The 18,508-nt window shown below is 72.5% G+C and carries 15 protein-coding genes and 1 pseudogene; 5 read left to right on the forward strand and 11 right to left on the reverse strand.

What is annotated here, in order from left to right; all coding sequences use genetic code 11:
• Positions 1 to 245 precede the first annotated feature (245 nt).
• Complete coding sequence (locus tag ACLQ2W_RS11120; RefSeq protein WP_425786318.1) at positions 246 to 599, forward strand: chorismate mutase; 354 nt, start codon at positions 246 to 248, stop codon at positions 597 to 599.
• A gap of 71 nt (positions 600 to 670) precedes the next feature.
• Here ACLQ2W_RS11120 and ACLQ2W_RS11125 read toward each other — a convergent pair whose 3' ends face one another.
• The 7 genes from ACLQ2W_RS11125 to ACLQ2W_RS11155 form a co-directional block, all read right to left on the reverse strand.
• Positions 671 to 1,687: an ABC transporter ATP-binding protein gene (locus tag ACLQ2W_RS11125; RefSeq protein ID WP_405091167.1), complete on the reverse strand. Its 1,017-nt coding sequence runs from the start codon at positions 1,685 to 1,687 to the stop codon at positions 671 to 673.
• On the reverse strand, positions 1,680 to 2,708 hold the full coding sequence (locus ACLQ2W_RS11130) for an ABC transporter ATP-binding protein (RefSeq protein WP_405094333.1): 1,029 nt from the start codon (positions 2,706 to 2,708) through the stop codon (positions 1,680 to 1,682). Before ACLQ2W_RS11130 ends, ACLQ2W_RS11125 begins: the two co-directional genes overlap by 8 nt.
• A 25-nt stretch (positions 2,709 to 2,733) precedes the next feature.
• Positions 2,734 to 3,717 (reverse strand): ABC transporter permease, encoded by a 984-nt coding sequence (locus tag ACLQ2W_RS11135; RefSeq protein ID WP_281937979.1) that lies wholly within the window; start codon positions 3,715 to 3,717, stop codon positions 2,734 to 2,736.
• Positions 3,718 to 3,795: 78 nt separating this feature from the next.
• On the reverse strand, positions 3,796 to 4,722 hold the full coding sequence (locus ACLQ2W_RS11140; RefSeq protein WP_107158893.1) for an ABC transporter permease: 927 nt from the start codon (positions 4,720 to 4,722) through the stop codon (positions 3,796 to 3,798).
• A gap of 143 nt (positions 4,723 to 4,865) precedes the next feature.
• Positions 4,866 to 6,509: a peptide ABC transporter substrate-binding protein gene (locus ACLQ2W_RS11145; RefSeq protein ID WP_425786319.1), complete on the reverse strand. Its 1,644-nt coding sequence runs from the start codon at positions 6,507 to 6,509 to the stop codon at positions 4,866 to 4,868.
• A 556-nt stretch (positions 6,510 to 7,065) separates the two neighbouring features.
• Positions 7,066 to 7,743 (reverse strand): response regulator, encoded by a 678-nt coding sequence (locus tag ACLQ2W_RS11150; RefSeq protein ID WP_107158888.1) that lies wholly within the window; start codon positions 7,741 to 7,743, stop codon positions 7,066 to 7,068.
• 2 nt (positions 7,744 to 7,745) lie between these two features.
• Positions 7,746 to 9,014, reverse strand: coding sequence for a PspC domain-containing protein (locus ACLQ2W_RS11155; protein ID WP_425786487.1), 1,269 nt, complete (start codon positions 9,012 to 9,014; stop codon positions 7,746 to 7,748).
• A gap of 171 nt (positions 9,015 to 9,185) precedes the next feature.
• Between ACLQ2W_RS11155 and ACLQ2W_RS11160 the strand changes: the two genes are divergently transcribed.
• From ACLQ2W_RS11160 to ACLQ2W_RS11170, 3 genes are all read left to right on the forward strand, one after another.
• On the forward strand, positions 9,186 to 11,138 hold the full coding sequence (locus ACLQ2W_RS11160; protein ID WP_425786320.1) for a PspC domain-containing protein: 1,953 nt from the start codon (positions 9,186 to 9,188) through the stop codon (positions 11,136 to 11,138).
• Positions 11,135 to 11,683 carry a hypothetical protein gene (locus ACLQ2W_RS11165; protein ID WP_425786321.1) on the forward strand — a complete coding sequence of 183 codons (549 nt, stop codon included), beginning with the start codon at positions 11,135 to 11,137 and terminating at the stop codon, positions 11,681 to 11,683. Before ACLQ2W_RS11160 ends, ACLQ2W_RS11165 begins: the two co-directional genes overlap by 4 nt.
• 177 nt (positions 11,684 to 11,860) lie before the next feature.
• Positions 11,861 to 13,108, forward strand: a complete 1,248-nt coding sequence (locus tag ACLQ2W_RS11170) for a phosphatidylserine decarboxylase (RefSeq protein WP_425786322.1) — start codon at positions 11,861 to 11,863, stop codon at positions 13,106 to 13,108.
• 72 nt (positions 13,109 to 13,180) lie between these two features.
• Here ACLQ2W_RS11170 and ACLQ2W_RS11175 read toward each other — a convergent pair whose 3' ends face one another.
• From ACLQ2W_RS11175 to ACLQ2W_RS11185, 3 genes and pseudogenes are all read right to left on the reverse strand, one after another.
• Complete coding sequence (locus ACLQ2W_RS11175; protein WP_405091173.1) at positions 13,181 to 14,092, reverse strand: CDP-alcohol phosphatidyltransferase family protein; 912 nt, start codon at positions 14,090 to 14,092, stop codon at positions 13,181 to 13,183.
• Positions 14,093 to 14,438: 346 nt separating this feature from the next.
• Positions 14,439 to 15,343: pseudogene (locus tag ACLQ2W_RS11180) on the reverse strand (NUDIX hydrolase).
• A gap of 130 nt (positions 15,344 to 15,473) precedes the next feature.
• Positions 15,474 to 16,421: an NUDIX hydrolase gene (locus ACLQ2W_RS11185; protein WP_281937990.1), complete on the reverse strand. Its 948-nt coding sequence runs from the start codon at positions 16,419 to 16,421 to the stop codon at positions 15,474 to 15,476.
• Positions 16,422 to 16,565: 144 nt separating this feature from the next.
• Between ACLQ2W_RS11185 and ACLQ2W_RS11190 the strand changes: the two genes are divergently transcribed.
• Complete coding sequence (locus ACLQ2W_RS11190) at positions 16,566 to 16,883, forward strand: PspC domain-containing protein (protein ID WP_107158873.1); 318 nt, start codon at positions 16,566 to 16,568, stop codon at positions 16,881 to 16,883.
• A 7-nt stretch (positions 16,884 to 16,890) separates the two neighbouring features.
• On the opposite strand, the gene guaA is transcribed toward ACLQ2W_RS11190, so the two are convergent.
• A complete protein-coding gene (gene guaA / locus ACLQ2W_RS11195) occupies positions 16,891 to 18,447 on the reverse strand; it encodes a glutamine-hydrolyzing GMP synthase (protein WP_107158871.1) in 1,557 nt (518 codons plus the stop codon).
• Between the last annotated feature and the right edge of the window lie 61 nt (positions 18,448 to 18,508).

Consider the following 18,508-nt stretch of genomic DNA (forward strand, 5'->3'; position numbering starts at 1 on the left):
GCGCCCGGGTCCCCGGACCGCGTCCCGTCCCACCAGTTGGCCGGTTTCCTTGCGCGTCCGCCCCGCCGGTCGGCATACTCGACGACGTGTTCGACAAGCGCTTTTTTTACTACGGCACCGGGAGTCCGGCAGCCGTGGGTCGCGCCTGATCACATCAGACCTACGAAAAGCCCCGGGCTCCCCGAGCCCGGGGCTTTTCCGTCCCGGGATCCGGGTACCGGGTCCGAGCCCCGAGAGGGACGACGATGATGACTGACGTGGTGGAGTCCAGCGGCGGCCTGGCGCGGCACGACCGGAAGGCCGGCGGTGACCCGACCGGCGCCGCGGCGGCGCGGACCGGCACCGACGACTCGGTGGCGGCCGAGCGGATCGGTGAGATCCGGCGCCGGATCGACGAGATCGATCGGACGCTCATCGCGCTCTGGCAGGAACGGGCGGCGCTGTCCCAGGAGGTCGGCGCGACCCGGATGGCGGCCGGGGGCACCCGGCTGGTGCTCTCCCGCGAGCGGGAGATCCTGGAGCGGTTCCGCACCGAACTCGGCACCGACGGCACTCAGCTCGCGCTTCTGCTGCTGCGCGCCGGCCGCGGCCCGCTGTGACCCGACCCGCCCCGCAGACGACGAACCGCCTGCCGGCGTCGGGCTGACGTCGGCAGGCGGTCCGGTCTGGTTCAGGCCACCTCGTGGGTGACGACGATCTGCCGCTTCTCCGCGAAGTGGCAGGCGCTCGGGTGGTCCGAGCCCGGCCGGATCTCCAGCAGCGGCACCTCCTGGGCGCAGACGTCCTGCGCCTTCCAGCACCGGGTGCGGAACCGGCAGCCCGAGGGCGGGCTGACCGGCGAGGGGACGTCACCCTGGAGCCGGATGATCGCCTTGCTCTCCCGCAGGGTCGGGTCCGGCACCGGCACCGCCGACAGCAGCGCCTGGGTGTACGGGTGGGTCGGCCGCTCGTAGATCTCGTCCTCGGTGCCGACCTCCACCATCTTGCCCAGGTACATGACGGCGACCCGGTCCGACAGGTGGCGCACGACCGACAGGTCGTGGGCGATGAAGACGTACGACAGACCGAGCTCGGCCTGGAGCTTCTCCAGCAGGTTCATCACCTGGGCCTGGATGGACACGTCCAGGGCCGACACCGGCTCGTCGCAGACGATCACCTCGGGCCGCAGCGCCAGCGCCCGGGCGATGCCGATGCGCTGCCGCTGACCGCCGGAGAACTGGTGCGGGTAGCGGTTGATGTGCTCCGGGTTGAGGCCGACCAGGTCGAGCAGTTCCTTGACCTTGCCGCGTCGGCTGCCGCGCGGAGCCACCTCGGAGTGGATCTCGAACGGCTCGCCGATCAGGTCACCGACCGTCATCCGGGGGTTCAGCGAGGTGTACGGGTCCTGCATCACCAGCTGGATCTGCCGGCGCAACCGCCGCAGCGCGCCACCGGAGAGCTTGGAGATGTCCTGGCCCTTGTAGAGCACCTGGCCGGCGGTCGGCTTCTCCAGGTTCATCAGCACCCGGGCGAGCGTCGACTTGCCGCAGCCGGACTCGCCGACCACGCCGAGCGTCTCGCCGGCCTTCAGCTCGAAGGAGACGCCGTCGACCGCCTTGACGTGACCGATGGTCTTCTTGAACACCACACCCTGGGTCACGGGGTAGTGCTTGACCAGGTCACGAACCTCGATGATGTTCTCAGTCACGGTTCACGAGCTCCTCGGCGAAGTGGCAGGCGCTGGCCCGGCCGTGGCCCAGTTGCAGCAGCGGCGGGACCTTCTCCCGGCACACCGGCTGCGCCATCGGGCAGCGCGGGTTGAAGGCGCAGCCCGGCGGGATGTTCATCAGGTTCGGCGGAAGCCCCTTGATGGTCCGGAGCTCCTGCCCCTTCTCGTCCATCCGCGGGATCGAGTTGAGCAGGCCGAGCGTGTACGGGTGCGCCGGCTTGGCGTACAGCTCGTAGACGTTGGCTTCCTCGACGATCCGGCCGGCGTACATGACCGCGATCCGGTCCGCGACGTCGGCGACCACGCCGAGGTCGTGGGTGATCAGGATCATGCCCATCTGCCGTTCCCGCTGGAGCTCGCCGAGCAGGTCCATGATCTGGGCCTGCACGGTCACGTCCAGCGCGGTGGTCGGCTCGTCGGCGATCAGCACCTCCGGGTCGAGCGCGATCGACATCGCGATCATGGCGCGCTGCCGCATACCGCCGGAGAACTGGTGCGGGTAGTTGCTGAACCGACCCTTGGCGTTGGGGATCTTCACCTGGTCGAGCATCTCGATCGCGCGCTTCTTGGCGTCCGAGCGGCTGAGGCCGCGCCGGATGCGGAACTGCTCGGCGATCTGGAAGCCGACGGTGAAAACCGGGTTGAGGGCCGAGAGCGAGTCCTGGAAGATCATGGCGATGCCCTCGCCACGGATCCGTCGCCGCTGCTCGGCGGACTGCTTGAGCATGTCCTTGCCGTGGAAGCGGACCTCGCCACCGGTGACGAACCCGGGCGGGGTGTCCAGGATGCCCATGACCGTCTGCGCGGTGACGCTCTTCCCGGAGCCGGACTCGCCGAGCACGGCGAGGGTCTCCCCCGCGTCGACGTGGTACGTCACACCGTTGATGACCTTGGCGACGCCGTCCCGGGTGCGGAACTCGACCCGCAGGTCGTCGACCTCGAGCAGGCGGCCCGAGGGGCGGCCGGATCCGTCGGCGCCGGCCGCGGACTGCTCGGACACGAGAATGTCGGACAACTCAGTTCCCCTATCGGAGCTTCGGGTCGAGGGCCTCGCGGACCGCCTCGCCGAGCATCACGAAGCTCAGCACGGCGGTGACGAGGAACGCGGAGGGGAAGAACAGCAGGAACGGCGAGACCCGGATGTAGTTCTGCGCCTCGCTGATCATGATGCCCCAGGAGACCACCGGGCTCTTCAGGCCGATGCCCAGGAAGGAGAGCGTGGCCTCCGCGCCGATGAACGAACCCACCATGATCGTGCCGTAGACCAGCAGCGGCGCCAGGCAGTTGGGCAGCAGGTGCTTCAGGATGATCCGACCGGTGCCGGCACCCAGCGCGCGGGCCGCGACGATGTAGTCGGCCTCCTTGGTGGCGAGCACCGACGAGCGCATCAGCCGCATCACCACGGGCCAGCTCAGCACGCTCAGGGACAGGATGACCAGACCCATGATCGTCCACTCGCCGTTGTCGGTGCCCGAGCCGTTGAACGTGGTCAGGATGACGATCGAGCCGAGCACGAACGGCAGGCCGAAGAAGATGTCCGCGACCCGGGACAGCACCGCGTCCACCCAGCCGCCGCGGTAGCCGGCGATGATGCCCATCGCGCCGCCGAACAGCAGCGTGAGGATGGTGGACACCAGGGCCACCACGATCGACGCGCGGGCGCCGTAGATGACCCGGGAGTAGACGTCGCGGCCCTGCACGTCGTAGCCGAACCAGGCCGACGACGACGGCTCGACCCGGCTGCGCTCCAGCGCGCCGTTGACCGCGTCGCCGGAGGTGAACAGCGACGGGAACGCGGCCATCACGATGAAGAGCAGGATGAACGCGGCGGAGATCCAGAACAGCGGCTTGCGACGGAGGTCGAGCCAGGCGTCGCCGAGCAGGCCGCGCGGCTTCTGCTGCTTGGCGCTCTCCGGCAGGCCGGCGTTGGTGGGCGCACCGGACCCGGCCTCGGTGGGCATGGTCGCGGGCGGCGTCGACACGATCGACGCGGTACTCGGGTCACTCATGCCCGCACCTCGCTGCGCTCGGCGCGGGCGTGGTTGCCCGCGCAGACTGCTGGGACGATTCGTTCGCTGCGGCGCTCGTCACTCATAGCGGATCCTCGGGTCGAGGGCGGCGTAGAGCAGGTCCACCAGCAGGTTCATCACGAGGTAGACGACCACCAGCACCACCACGATGCCGACAACGGTAGCGCTCTCCTTGGTGACGATCGAGCGGAGCACCTGCCGGCCGATGCCGTTGATGCCGAAGATGCCCTCGGTGACGATCGCGCCACCCATCAGCGCACCGAGGTCGGTGCCGAGCAGCGTGACCACCGGGATGAGCGAGTTGCGGAGCAGGTGCACGCCGACCACCCGGCGCATCGGGAGGCCCTTGGCGATCGCGGTACGGACGTAGTCGGCCCGCCGGTTCTCGGCGATGCTCGTGCGCGCCACCCGGGCGATGTACGCCATCGAGGCGCTGCCGAGCACGAAGCCGGGCACGATCAGCTCGCTGAACCGCATCTCGTTGGAGACGGTCGGGTTGATGATGCCCCACTTGACGCCGAGCACCCACTGCAGCACGAAGCCGATGACGAAGACCGGCAGGGCGATCAGGAACAGGGTGGAGACCAGGACCAGGTTGTCCAGGAAACCGTTGCGTCGCAGACCGGTCAGGATGCCCGCGCCGAGACCGATCACGGCCTCGATGGCGAGGGCGACCACCGCCAGCTTCAGGGTGTTCGGGTACGACGTGGCGATGATGTCGCTGATCTCGCGACCGCCGAACGTGATACCGAAGTCACCCTGGAACAGGTTCTTCATGTAGCTGGCGTACTGCACCCAGATCGAGTCGTCGAGATGGTACTTCTCGGTCATCATGGCCCGGTAGTTCGGCGGGCAACCGCGGTCGCCGCACTTGCCGGCGAAGGGGTCACCGGGCACCGACCAGACGAGCCAGTAGATCAGGAACGTCGTACCGATGAACACCGGGACGAGTTGCAGCAGCCGTCTCAAGAGATAACGGCCCATGGGGTGGTCCTCCAGACAGGGAGCGCCGGGCACCCGACGCGGTGACGACAACGTGCGAGGGGTTTGTTGTACACCCCCTCGCGGAACGGCCCCGGGCCGGGCTCACCGGTAGGCGAGCCCGACCCGGGGTCAGACCGTTCGGATCAGAGTTCGACCGAGGTGATGTCGAGCTCGCCGACGTTGGTCAGCTCCAGCTTCTTGATCTTCTCCGAGTGGCCGGACTGCTCGCCGCTGAAGTAGATCGGGATCGTCGGGACGTCCTGGTCGATCAGCTTGACGGCCTCGGCGAACTTCTTGTGGGCCTCCTCGATGCTGGGGGCCGCGGAGGCCTCCTTGGCGAGGGCGTCCACCTGCGGGTTGCTGTACTTGCCGTCGTTCGAGGAACCGCCGGTCACGTAGAGCGGGTTGATCCAGTTCTCGACGTCCGGGTAGTCCTGCTGCCAGCCGGCGCGGTACATGCCGGTCATCTTGTAGTTGTTGATGTTGGCACGGAAGACCGCGAAGGTCGGCACGCCGACGGCGACCGCGTCGATGCCCAGGTTGGTCTTGATCTGCTGGGCGACGGCCTCCATCCACTCCTTGTGGCTGGCGTCCGCGTTGTACGACAGGGTCAGCTTGCCCTGGAAGCCACCGGCCTCCTGGAGGAGCTGCTTGGCCTGGGCCACGTCGAACTTGCAGGCGGTGCAGTTGCCCGGCTCGGCGCCCGGGGTCAGCGGGTTGGCCCAGCTGTCGGCCGGCTTGCGGTTACCGAAGAAGATCTTGTCGGTGACGGCCTGCCGGTCGATGGAGAGCGAGATCGCCTTGCGCAGCTTCGGGTTGGTGAAGCGCTTGTCGTAGATCGGGAAGGCGATGATGCCGGTCGACGGAACGGTCGTCTGGATCGCCCGCTCGCCCAGGTCGGTCTTCCACTTGTCGCCGGCCAGCGACGAGACCGGAACCTGCTGCTGGAAGTCCAGGTTGTTGGCGAGCAGGTCGTTGTAGGCCGCCGTGTCGTCCTGGTAGATCTTGACGGTGACGTCCTTGATCTTCATCTTGTCGCGCAGGCTGTAGTCGTCGAAGCGGGTGAGCTTGATCTCGACGTCGTCCTGCCAGGAGACGAGCTTGACCGGGCCGTTACCGATCGGCTTCTTGCCGAACTCCGCCGGGGTGGTGGCGAAGAACGCGTCCGGCAGCGGCATGAAGGCGCTGTAGCCGAGCTTGGTCGGGAACACGGCGGTCGGCGCGGAGAGCGTGACCTCGAAGTTCCAGTCGTCGACGACCTTCAGGCCGGACATCTCCTTGGCCTTCGGCTCCGGGGCCTTCTTCGGGCCGTCCGGGCCGTCCGGGTCCTCGGTGTAGACGTCGCCGAAGCCCTGGATGTCGGAGAAGAAGGAGGCGTTCTGCGCGCCGTTCGGCCCGTACGCCGCCCAGTTCCAGGCCTTGACGAAGCTCTCGGCCTTGACCGTGCTGCCGTCGTGGAACTTGGTGTTCTGCTTGATCTTGATCTTGAAGACCTTGGAGTCGCTCGTGTCGATCGACTCGGCGAGCAGGTTCTGCGGCGCCCCACCGTTGTTGGGGTACTCGACCAGGCCGCTCCAGACCCAGTCGATGATCTTGCCGCCACCGGTCTCGGTGGTGTTCGACGGAACCAGCGGGTTCTCCGGCTGGGTGCCGTCGATGACGATGGCGCCGTCCTTGCTCGCGCCGGTGTCGCCACCGTCGTTGTTCCCGCTGGAGCAGCCGGACGCGACGAGCGCGAATGCCGCGCCCACCGCGAGCGCGCCGCTCGCCCGCTTCGAGACTCTCATTGCGAGGGGCCTCCTCTTTCTAACCTGGTTCCGTCGTGGGTTTCACGCACGTGTGGGGGGTGACACCGCCGACGACCCGAACCACAGGTCGTCGGTTTACCGCAGAGGAAATCGGGACACCCCTGGGGTACCGATCCGCCGGGCGCCACACCCTTCGACGAGGACATCACGCAGGATCGACGACCACGGGCGGCGCGGTAGCGGCGTTCCGTGGTCGGCGGGCCCGACGAGATGCCTCACACCGGGGGGTGAGGTGCTGCCACTGTGACACCCACCGGCCCTTTCCGTGAAGGTGCCGTTATCAAGCCGTTAGTTGCTCGCCACGTCGCTGATACCTGAGAAAAAATCACAAACGGCGCGGATCACACGCCTCTGACCAGGCACGACATGCCCACCTCGATCCAGACCACCCCGAACCTCCGGCGCGCGGGCAGGCCGCGGCCCGCTGCGGAACGCGCGAGCGAACGCCGGGTACGCGCAGTTTTTACCCGTACGGCTGAGGTCCTCGTCGACTTGCGGGCACCCCCGCCGACCAGGTGGACGAGGCTGCCGGCGATCAGACCAGCCGACGGTCGGCGGCCCAGCGGGACAGCTCGTAGCGGTTCGACATCTGGAGCTTGCGCAACACGTTGGAGACGTGCGTCTCCACCGTCTTGATCGAGATGAACAGCTCCTTGGCGATCTCCTTGTACGCGTACCCCCGGGCGAGCAGCCGCAGCACCTCGCGCTCCCGGTTGGTGAGCTGATCCAGCTCGGGATCGGCGACCGGCGCGTCCGGCCGGGACGCGAACGCGTCCAGCACGAACCCGGCCAGCCGCGGACTGAACACCGCGTCGCCGTCGGCCACCCGGCGGATCGCGTCGGTCAGTTCCTCGGGCGAGATGGTCTTCGTCACGTACCCCCGGGCGCCGGCCCGGATCAGCCCGATCACGTCCTCGGCCGCGTCGGACACGCTCAGCGCCAGGAACCTCACCTGCGGGTGGGTACGCCGCATCGCCTCCAGCACGGCGCGGCCACCCCCGTCCGGCATGTGCACGTCCAGCAGCACCACGTCCGGCTGGGTGACCGCGATCCGGGCCACCGCCTCCGCCACCGAACTGGCCTCGCCCACGACCTCGACCCGGGTGCCCAGCTCGGCGCGGACGCCGGCCCGGAACATGGCGTGGTCGTCGACGAGGAACACCCGCAGCGGCCCTCGCGGCGCCGCGCCCTCGACCGGTTCCTGCTCGGACATGGTCACCTGTCCCTTTCCGCCGTGGAGCCGGCACCGGAGCCGGAGCCGCTGATCGGCAGGATCAGCCGGACCTCCGTCCCCTCCCCCGGCTCGGACCGGATCTCCGCCCGGCCGCCGTGCCGCTGCATCCGGCCGATGATCGAACCCCGGACGCCGTGTCGGTGATTCTCCACCGTATCCGGGTCGAAGCCCTTGCCCCGGTCCCGCACGAACGCGCTCACCTGCTCCGGCTCCACCTCGGCGTAGAGCGACACGGTCTGCACCCCGGCGTGCCGGGCCGCGTTGACGAGCGCCTCCCGGGTGGCCGCGACGAGCGCGCCGACCCGCTCGTCGGTCTCCCGGTCGCCGACCACCACCGCCTCGACCGTGATCGCGAACGTGTCCTCCACCTCGGCGGCGGCCTGCTCCAGCGCGGCCGCGAAGCGCTCGGTCGGCGAGGCGGCCGGCTTGTAGAGCCAGTTGCGCAGCGAGCGTTCCTGCCCCCGGGCCAGCCGCTGCACGGTCTTGACGTCGCCGGCGTTGCGCTGGATCAGGGCGAGCGTGTGCAGCACCTGGTCGTGCACCATGGCGGCCAGTTCGGCGCGCTCCTGCTCGCGGATCCGCCCCTCCCGCTCCGACCGGAGCTGGTTCCAGGTGCGCCACAGCACCGGGCCGGTCACCACGCCCACGCCGGCCAGCCCGACCAGCGCGAAGATGACGCCGTTGAGCACCGCGTCGAAGTTCTGCGCCGGCGAGTAGACGGCGGCCACGCCGATGATGCCGACCGCGACGAGCACGCCGCCGCCGATGAAGCGGAGCACGAACGCCCGCCGGTCGCTCTCCTCCACCACCGCGCCCAGCCAGGGCACCGCCGAGTCGCCCCACTGCCGGCGACGCTCCGGGCCGGACTGGTGCCAGATGACCCCGGCGCCGACCGCGATGATCGCGACCAGCCAGCCGGCGGTGCCGGCCGCCCCGACCGAGTCGAACGCGACCACCTGGAGCAGCAGCACGCCCAACCCGATCACCACGAACGGCAGCAACTGGGCGAGGTCGCGGCGGGGCGGCACGGCGGTGTCGCCGGGCCGGGGCGGGACCACCGCCCAGAACGCGGCGTAGAGCAGCAGCCCGAGCCCGCTGAGCCCGAGCAGCACCATGAACGCCACGCGGACCCGGAGCACCGGGATGCCCAGGTGCTCGGCGATGCCGGCGGCCACCCCGGCGGCCAACCGGTGCTCGGTGGCCCGGTAGAGGCGCGGGGGATGCGGCGTGACGGTGCTGCTGATCTTCAGACTCCCGGTTCGGCGCGAGGTGCCGGCGGCGGCCGACGCCCCGATCGTCACACGATCGGAACGCCCCGGACCACGGGGACGCCCCGGACATTCCCCGCCGGGGGATCTCAGGGTGGGGTCAGGGTCGGTTCCGGAGGTCGTCCGGGCGGCCGGGGCAGCACTATCGGAGGCATGACCGAGGACGCTGCCCGTCCGCCCCGCCCCTGGGCGGCAGCACAGGACGATCCACCGCCGCCCCCGCCGGGGCCGGCCCCCACCGCCGACGACACGCCCCCGCCGCCCGGCGGCGGCGCGCCGTTCGCCGAGCCACCCCCCGGCGGGTACGCCCCACCGCCCGGCGCCGCCGGCTTCACCACCCGGTACGGGCTGGTCCGCCCCCGGGAGGGCCGCTACCTGGCCGGGGTGTGCGCCGCCATCGGCCGGGCCACCAACACCGACCCGGTGCTGTGGCGCGTCCTGCTGGCCGTGCTCGGCTTCTTCGGCGGCATCGGCATCCTGGTCTACGTCGCCGCGTGGCTGATCATCCCCGGGGAGGGCGACACCGCCTCACCCGTGGAGTCGATGCTCGGCCGGGGCCGCTCCAGCATGTCCCCGGTCACCGTCATCGTGCTCGGCATCGTGGTCGCGGTCGGCTTCGCGTACGTCGTCACCGACGGCTTCCGGGCCATCCTGCTCGGCGCCGTGATCCTGATCGGCGGCGCGCTGATGCTCAACCGCGACCAGCGCGGGCCCGTGCCCCGGGCCGGCGCGTACCCCGGGCCGGTGCCGCCGTCCGGCGGGCCGTTCCCCGCGCCACCGGCTGCCTCCTGGGCCGGTCCGCCCGCCGGATCCGCGCCGCCGCCCGTCCCGCCGTGGCCGGGCGGACCCGCCGGGTACCCGCCACCGGCCGGAGCCGGCGCCACGTCCCGGACCGACGAGCCGGTCGAGGTCACGCCGGGTTGGCCGGCCGGCCCGCCCGGGGCCGGCTCCGCACCGGCCGCCCGGCCCGCGGCGGGCGACCCGGTCACCGCGTCCGCCCGGACCGGGCCGGGCCACCCCGCCGCACCGCACGCGGACGCCGAGCCCGGCCACCCGCCCGGCCACGCCGAACCCGGCTATCCGGCTGCCCCGTTCCCCGGCTACCCGGCCACGCCGCCCGGTCAGGCCCGACCCGGCTATCCGGCCGCACCGGCCACCGGTGCCGGGATCGGCTACCCGACCGCGCCGCTGCCCGCCCCGGGTTGGCCCGCCGCGGCCGGCACCCGACCGGCCCGGTCCGAGCCGGTGACCGCCGCGTTGCCCCCGGTGACGTCGCCGGCCGGTGACACCGGCACCGGGCCGGGCCCGAGCTGGCCCGCCGCGCCGACCACCGGCGCGCCGCTCGGCGGACCGACCGCCGTGCCCCCGCCCGCCCCGGTGGGCGCGCCGCTGCCGCCGGGCGGCTACCGTCCGCCGTTCGCCCCGCACGGCCCGTACGCCGGGTCGCCCCCCGCCCCAGCGCCGGCCCGACCGCCCCGCCCGCCGAAGCGGCCGAGGGAACGCTCCCCGCTCGGTGCGATCACGTTCTCGCTGATCTTCCTGGCGCTGGGCCTGGTGGCGATGCTCGACCTGCTCGGCGTGTTTCCGGTCGGCGCGGCCGGCTACTTCGCCGCGGCGCTGGCCACCATCGGCCTGGGGCTGCTCGTGGGCACCTGGTTCGGCCGCGCCCGCTGGCTGATCGCTCTCGGTCTGGTGACGGCGGCGGCGCTCGGCGTCGCCACCGTCGCCGAGTCCTACGACCGGGTACGCGGCATCGACGGCAACGTCACCTGGGCCCCGACCGACCGCCGCGACCTGGCCGACCGGTACGAGAACAACCTCGGTGACGCGGTGCTCGACCTACGGGCCATCGACTTCGACAAGCAGGACATCCAGGTGACCGTGGACGTGAACCTCGGCAACGCGACGGTGGTCGTGCCGGCGAACGTGGACGTGACCACGGTGGCCGACGTGAACGCCGGTGACGCCACCGTCTTCGACCGGCACACCGGCGGGCTCAGCGGTCGCCGCTGGGAGAGCACCGACGCCGGCGCGGACGGCCCCGGCGGGGGCAAACTGCGTCTCTACGTCCACGTGAACGCCGGCAATCTGGAGGTGACCCGGTGAAGGCCCACCGTACGGACATCGTGTCGTTCGCCTTCGGACTTGTCTTCCTCGGGCTCGCCCTCTGGTGGCTGCTGGCCCGGATCCTCGGGCTGGACGTGCCCCCGGTGGGCTGGTTCCTGGCCGGCGGGCTGGTCGTGATCGGGTTGCTCGGCCTGGTCGGCGCGCTGCGCTCGGTCCGCGGCCCGGACCGGCCGACGGCACCGGCTCAGCCAGACCAGCCCGACCGGTACGGGCAGCCGGGCGGCGCGGAGACGACGGTGCCCGCGCCGTACCGGGACGGCACCCCGGCCGGCGTCGGCCCGGCTGCCGAGCGGGCCGACGAGTGGGCCACCGACGCGGTGACCGAGGTGCCGGCGCCGGCCCGGGAGGACCTGCCGGCCGAGCACGGGGCGGGCCGGTCAGCGGCCGGACCGGCGACCGGGGAACCGGCCACCGCCGAACCGGAGGACCGGTCCGGGCCGGCCACCCGCGAGCTGCCCGCGGTCGACCCGGGGGCCGTCGCGCCACCGGCCGGACGGCGTACCCCCGGGGAGCCGCCGGCCTGACCGCGCCGGTGCGGCGGCCCGCGGGCGCGGCCTATGCTGGATCGAGGGAGACCCCGCCTTCCGCCGTCCGGTCCGGGCCGCCCCGACCACGCCCGGCGCTCCCGTTCCGCCCCGGCCGGCCGGTCGCGTCGCCGTAGCGGTCCCCGTCCGTCCCTACGCGTCAGGAGCTCGTCCGACATGACCCAGTCCCCCGCCGTGCGTGTCACCGGTCCGTCCGGTGCGGTCCGCGTCGGCGAGCGCGCCGCCCGCACGCTCGTCAGCGAGTTCGCCCGGCGTAACGACCCGAAGACCGGCCTGCTGGTCGGCGCGACCCCGGAGTCCGCGGTGCTGGCCGCGGCGATCGAGGCGCTGCTCCCGGGCGACCGGCTGGTCGTGGTGCCGGCGGAGGGCGCCGCGGCGGCGGCGCTCCGCGAGCACGTGACGGCCCAGGGCCGCTGGGTCGCCGACCGGGTACGCGTGGTCGACACGCTCACCGAGGCGGACGCCGCCGCGGTGGTGTTCGTCGCCGAGCCGTTCACCGGCACCGCCGAGGAGGCCCGCGCCGCGGTGGACGGCCTGTCCAAGTACCTGGCCGACGGCGCGGTGCTCAGCGTCGCCGCGCCGCTGTTCCGCACCGAGGGCGCCGGCCCCGAGCTGGAGCGGCAGGGCGTGCTGCACGGCGTCCGCACCGACGTGGTGCTGCGCAACTCCCCGCCGCTCCGCGTGCACCACCTGCGCCTCACCCCGGCGCCGGCCGCGCTGGCGGCCTCGCTGTCGCCGGCGTACCGGCCGTCGAGCGTGCCGGTGACCCGGCAGATGCACATCGACTCCAACGGGGTGGCCGCCGCCGGCATCACGCTCGGCCTGGCCGCCCTGGCCCGGGCCGCCCGGCCGAAGTCCAAGCTCTGGCTGGTGCCGGCGTTGGCCGCGGCGCCGGTGGCCGCGTTCTTCCGGGACCCGCAGCGGGACGTCCCGGAGGACCCGTCGGCCGTGGTCGCCGCCGCGGACGGCCAGGTCCTGTCCGTGCAGCGGCTCACCGACGAGCGCTTCGGCGACGGCGGGTGGCTGCGGGTCGCGGTCTTCCTGTCGGTGCTGGACGTGCACGTCAACCGGGCTCCGGTGGCCGGCAAGGTGGTCGACTACTTCGTCGCCGACGGTGGTTTCGTCAACGCCATGAAGCCGGACGCCGAGCACAACGTGGCGGCGTACACGGTGCTGGACACCGACCACGGCACGGTGATCGTGGCGCAGCGCACCGGCCTGATCGCGCGCCGTATCGTGCAGCGGGCACCGGTCGGCTCGCTGCTGGCGAAGGGCGAGCGCTTCGGTCTGATCCGGTTCGGCTCGCGCACCGACGTCTACCTGCCGGTCGACGCCGCGGACCCGCTGGTCGGCCCCGGCGACAAGGTGATCGGCGGGTCGACGGTCATCGCCCGCTGGCGCTGACCCGCCCGCGACGTACGCGAAAGGGGCGCCGCTCGCGAGAGCGGCGCCCCTTTCGGCGTTACGTGACGCGTGTCAGGCGTCGCGGCGCTGGTGCAGCCAGAGCAGCGGGCCGCTGGCCAGGTAACCCACCACCACGAGGGCGAAGGTGAGCCGGATGTCGACGAGCGCGCCGACCACCGGGGCCACCCAGAGCCACGGCGGCAGCTTCAGCAGCCGGGCGAGCTTGGCGTAGGGGAAGCTGGACACCATCGCGAAGGCGAGCAGCGCCACGCCGGCGACCATGACCAGGCCGGGGACCGGCACGCCGATCGCCACGGTCAGGGCGAGCACCATCGCCGCCATCGTGGTCGGCACGCCGCAGAAGAACCGGCCGTCCTTCGGCGAGACGTTGAACCGGGCGAGCCGGATGGCCGCGCACGCCGCGACCAGGGCACACGCGACCGCGGCGGCGGCCGGCGGCACCGAGCCGGCCAGCGAGGCGTAGACCACCACCGGCGCGGCGAGGCCGAACGAGCACATGTCGGCAAGCGAGTCCATCTGCGCGCCGAACGGGCTGGCCACGCCGAGCTTGCGGGCCAGGGCGCCGTCGAGGCCGTCGAACGCGACGCACGCGATCAGGCAGACCGCGGCGAGCCGCACCTCGCCCTGCATGGCCAGGAAGATGGCCAGCATGCCGAGCATGAGGCTGCTCAGGGTGCACGCGTTGACCAGCGCGAACTTGGCGCGCCGGGCGGCGGTGCGCTCGCCGGGCAGCAGCGGGATCGACATGGCCGGGGACTCGTCGACCGGCGCGGCCGGGGCGAGCGCCGGGCTGATCGGGCGTACCGCTTCGACGTCGGCGTCGAACCGGCCGTAGCGGAGACGCTGGCGGTCGGCGTAGCGGCGGTCGGGGGTGACCAGGTCGGTCCCGGGACCGGCCAGGCCGTCCCGGCGGCCCACCCGGACCAACAGCACCTGGCGGGCGAACGTGCTGCTGCGGCGCAACCGGCCCGCCCAGCGACGCCCTGCGGGGCGCGGACTGTCAGTAGTACGACGCCGGCGCCATGGGGCTCTCGGCACGTTTCCTCCATCACCGGATCGGCTGGCCGCCCACGTCGGGGCGGGTGTCCGGCTGTCTCGTGCCGGACCTTTCGGGCCCGGCAGCCCATTTGCGGAGTACACCATTGCACAGGGGACGGGGGCTTGGCGATAGCTGCCGGCGGTACTTATATCTGCCTCAACCGCACTAACCGCTCAGTTATTCCCATCTCGGGCCGCAACGCCCTTTTCTCTCCGTCATCCCTCTTCCCCGACTGTACCGGAGGTGGCCCAGGACGGCTCGGTGAGCGGTTCAGCTCACCCCGCGCCGGGTGGCCCGGACCGCCACCTCGGTCATCGACAGACCGGCCACCTGCGGTCGGGTGAACCAGGCGGCCCGGGCGGTGGAACCGCCGGCCAGCTCGGTCACCACCGCCTCGGTCGGCGCGTCCACCCGGACCCGGTAGATCACCCGGATGCCGTGCCAGTCCAGCGGGCGGCCCTCCGGACCGAGCGCGGCGGGCGTGTGCAGGTTGTCCACCGCCAGCAACTCGATCACGCGGCCCAGTTGACCGGCCTCCTCGACCAGCTCGCGGAGCAGCCCGGCGGCCGGCTGCTCGCCGTGGTCGGTGCCGCCGCCGGGCAGGTGCCACCTGCCGGCGCCCGGATAGCCGGGGGCGATCATGGTGAGCAGCACCCGGTCGTCCGGGTCGGTGACCAGCCCGTACGCGGCGAAACGCTGCCGGCGGTCGGTGGCCGGCGCGGCCGGCAGCACCCGGGGCAGGTCGGCCGGCAGCGGCGACACGGGCAGGCCGAGCAGTTCGGCGGTGAACGGCATCAGCAGCCGGTCCGCGGCCTCTTCCGGGGTGAACCAGCCCAGCTCGTCGCTGCCGCCGGCCGGCTCGGGCCGCGGCCGCCCGCCCCGGGCCTCGACCTCGAAGACCAACCGGTCGGTGTGCACCGCCACCGCGTCGGCGCGGGAGACGGCCACGTCGGCGACCGCGGCGCGGACCGCGCCGACCGCCACGGTCAGCCCGGTCTCCGCGGCGAACCCGCGCACCACGGCGTCGGCCGGGTGCTCGGCGTGCTCGACCGCACCGCCGGGCAACTGCCACACCCCCGGGTACGGGCCCCCCGCCGCCCCCCCCGCGCCAACAGCACCCGCCCCGCCCCGTCCCGAAGAACCCCGTACGCCCCCACCCGCCGCCACCGCTCCACCCCGCACCCCTCCCCGGCCCATTCCAGCGTCGATCATGAGGTTAGCGGTCCCGGGACGGACATTTCGTCCCGCCAACCTCATGATCACCGACGCGAGGGCGGTGGGGGTGGGGTGGGTGGGTGGGTGGGGTCAGATGAGGTGGGCGGCCTGGACGGCCTCGGCCGTCACCTCGGTGAGGCGGTCGGTGGGGAGAGCGCCGAGCTCCTCGCGCCGGAACCAGCGGGCCTCGCACGTGGAGCCGCCGACGTCCGCCACGGTGGGCGGGGCGGGCTGGTCCACGACCACCCGGTAGAAGGCGCGGACGCCGTGCCAGTCGATCGGGTAGCCCTCCGGGCCGAGCGAGGCGGCGTCCCGGTGGCTGGCCACTCCCAGCAGCTCGACCAGGCGGCCGGTCTGCCCGGTCTCCTCGACCAGCTCCCGGATCAGCGCCGCGGCGGGCTGCTCGCCGTAGTCGGTGCCGCCGCCGGGCAGGTGCCAGCAGCCGGCGCCCGGATAGCCGTCGGAGACACGGGTCAGCAGCACCCGCTCCTCCGGGTCGGTCACCACCGCGTACGCGGCGAAGCGCTGCGCCCGGTGCAGCCCGTCCGGGCCGGGGACGGCGTAGAACGAGGGGAACTCGGGGACCTCCTCCGGCACCACGTCGTGCGAGGAGGTGGGCAGCCCCAGGGCACGCGCGGTGAACGACCGCAGCGGCAGCCCGCGGGCCTCGTCGAGGGTGAACCAGCGGGCCAGGTCGGTGGGGCGGTCGACCCGCTCGGTGAGCGTCCCGCCCCGCACCGACACGGTGTAGAGGAGGCGGTCGGTGTGGATCGTGATGTGCCGCTCGGGCAACGCCCGCATGTCGGCCAGCACGTCCTGGAGGCCGGCGACGGCGACGGAGAGCCCGGTCTCGGCCGCGGTCTCCCGGACAACTGTGTGCTTGGGGTCCTCACCGTGGTCGACCGCCCCTCCGGGGAGCGACCAGGTGCCGGGGGTGCCGGAGCGCTCCGATGCGCGGACCAGCAACACTCGGCCGTTCGAATCAGCACAAACTGCGTATGCCGCGATCCTGCGCAGCGGCTCCAGCGAGGTGGTCACGGGAGCAAATTCTCCCCGGCGGCCGTTACCTCCATCGAAAAGAGTCAGATTCCTGACTCTCTGCTGGCGCCTCAGGGACGGGTCAGGGTAAGTGTCCGGGCGGTCACCGAGGTCGCCCGCCGTCCGCCGCGCAACCGTGGACACATGACGTCCACGAACCCCTTCCAGCCCCCGTACAAGCAGCTCCGCCGGCCGGTCAGCGACCGCATGATCGCCGGCGTGGCCAGCGGCCTCGGTCGCTACTTCGCCGTCGACCCCACGCTGGTCCGGGTGGCCTTCGCGGTCACCACCGTGCTCACCGGCGGGCTGGCCGCGCTCGCGTACCCGATCATGTGGTTCCTGATGCCGGAGGAGCCGGCCGGCGCGCCCGCCTGGCCGCACCCGGCGGGCACCGCGCCCGGCTGGCCGCCGGTTCCGCCGGCCGGGCCGGGGCCGCAGGCCGGGCCGCCGCCCGCCGCCTGACCCGGCGTCACTCCCACTCGATGGTGCCCGGCGGCTTGCTTGTCACGTCCAGCACCACGCGGTTGACCTCGGCGACCTCGTTGGTGATCCGGGTGGAGATCCGGGCCACCACCTCGTAGGGCAGCCGGGACCAGTCGGCGGTCATCGCGTCCTCGCTGGAGACCGGGCGCAGCACCACCGGATGCCCGTAGGTGCGTCCGTCGCCCTGCACGCCGACGCTGCGCACGTCGGCCAGCAGCACCACCGGGAACTGCCAGACGCCCCGGTCCAGGCCGGCGGCGGTCAGCTCCTGCCGGGCGATCAGGTCGGCCTTGCGGAGCACGGCGAGGCGCTCCTCGTCGACCGCGCCGATGATCCGGATGGCCAGGCCCGGGCCGGGGAACGGGTGCCGCCAGACCATCGCCTCGGGCAGCCCCAGCTCCAGGCCGATCGTGCGGACCTCGTCCTTGAACAGCGTGCGCAGCGGCTCGACCAGGGAGAACTTCAGGTCCTCGGGCAGGCCGCCGACGTTGTGGTGACTCTTGATGTTGGCGGTGCCGGTGCCGCCGCCGGACTCCACCACGTCCGGGTAGAGCGTGCCCTGCACGAGGAACTCCACGTCGCCGTGGGCGGCGATCTCCCGGGCGGCGGCCTCGAAGACCCGGATGAACTCGCGGCCGATGATCTTGCGCTTCTGTTCCGGATCGGTCACCCCGGCGAGCGCGCCGAGGAACCGCTCCCGCGCGTCGACCACCTTGAGCCTGATCCCGGTCGCCGCCACGTAGTCCTTCTCCACCTGCTCGGCCTCGCCGGCCCGCAGCAGCCCGTGGTCGACGAAGACGCAGGTGAGCTGGTCGCCCACGGCCCGGTGCACGAGCGCCGCCGCGACCGCCGAGTCGACGCCGCCGGACAGGCCGCAGATGACCTCCTTGTCACCGACCTGCTCGCGGATCCGGGCGACCTGCTCGTCGATGATGTTCTCCGGCGTCCAGGTCGGGGCCACGCCGGCGATGTCGTACAGGAAGCGGGTCAGCATCTCCTGCCCGTGCGCGGTGTGCCCCACCTCGGGGTGGAACTGCACGCCGGCCCGGCGACCGGCCAGGTCCTCGAACGCGGCCACCGGGGCGCCCGCCGACTCGGCGGTCACCGTGAAGCCGGCCGGCGCCTCGGTCACGCAGTCGCCGTGGCTCATCCACACCGGCAGGTCGGCCGGCAGGTCGCGGAGCAGCACACCGGGCTCGGTCAGGCGCGGGCGCAGCGGGGTGCCGCCGTACTCCCGGTTGCCGGTGCGCGAGACCGTGCCGCCGAGCGCCTGGGCCATCGCCTGGAAGCCGTAGCAGATGCCGAAGACCGGCACGTCGGTGTCGAACATCCCGGCGTCGATCTGCGGGGCGCCCGGGGCGTAGACGCTGGACGGGCCGCCGGACAGGATGATCGCGGCCGGGTTCTTCGCCAGCATCTCGGACACCGGCATGGAATGCGGGACGATCTCCGAGTAGACCTTCGCCTCGCGGACGCGGCGCGCGATGAGCTGGGCGTACTGGGCTCCGAAGTCCACCACGAGGACGGGGCGAGGCGTGCTCATGTGCGCAAAGCCTACCGACAGTCACCGGGCCGCCGGACGCGCCCCGGCGGTGCGTCGCTCG

Origin of the sequence: Micromonospora sp. DT227 (assembly GCF_049841835.1) — a bacterium.
In the GTDB taxonomy this organism is placed as follows: Bacteria; Actinomycetota; Actinomycetes; order Mycobacteriales; family Micromonosporaceae; genus Micromonospora.

Excerpts from the sequence above, each read along its gene's own strand:
- ACLQ2W_RS11120 (WP_425786318.1), top strand. The coding sequence starts at position 246 with ATGATGACTGACGTGGTGGAGTCCAGCGGCGGCCTGGCGCGGCACGAC.
- ACLQ2W_RS11135 (WP_281937979.1), bottom strand. The coding sequence starts at position 3,717 with ATGAGTGACCCGAGTACCGCGTCGATCGTGTCGACGCCGCCCGCGACC.
- ACLQ2W_RS11140 (WP_107158893.1), bottom strand. The coding sequence starts at position 4,722 with ATGGGCCGTTATCTCTTGAGACGGCTGCTGCAACTCGTCCCGGTGTTC.
- ACLQ2W_RS11145 (WP_425786319.1), bottom strand. The coding sequence starts at position 6,509 with ATGAGAGTCTCGAAGCGGGCGAGCGGCGCGCTCGCGGTGGGCGCGGCA.
- ACLQ2W_RS11150 (WP_107158888.1), bottom strand. The coding sequence starts at position 7,743 with ATGTCCGAGCAGGAACCGGTCGAGGGCGCGGCGCCGCGAGGGCCGCTG.
- ACLQ2W_RS11160 (WP_425786320.1), top strand. The coding sequence starts at position 9,186 with ATGACCGAGGACGCTGCCCGTCCGCCCCGCCCCTGGGCGGCAGCACAG.
- ACLQ2W_RS11170 (WP_425786322.1), top strand. The coding sequence starts at position 11,861 with ATGACCCAGTCCCCCGCCGTGCGTGTCACCGGTCCGTCCGGTGCGGTC.
- ACLQ2W_RS11190 (WP_107158873.1), top strand. The coding sequence starts at position 16,566 with ATGACGTCCACGAACCCCTTCCAGCCCCCGTACAAGCAGCTCCGCCGG.
- guaA (WP_107158871.1), bottom strand. The coding sequence starts at position 18,447 with ATGAGCACGCCTCGCCCCGTCCTCGTGGTGGACTTCGGAGCCCAGTAC.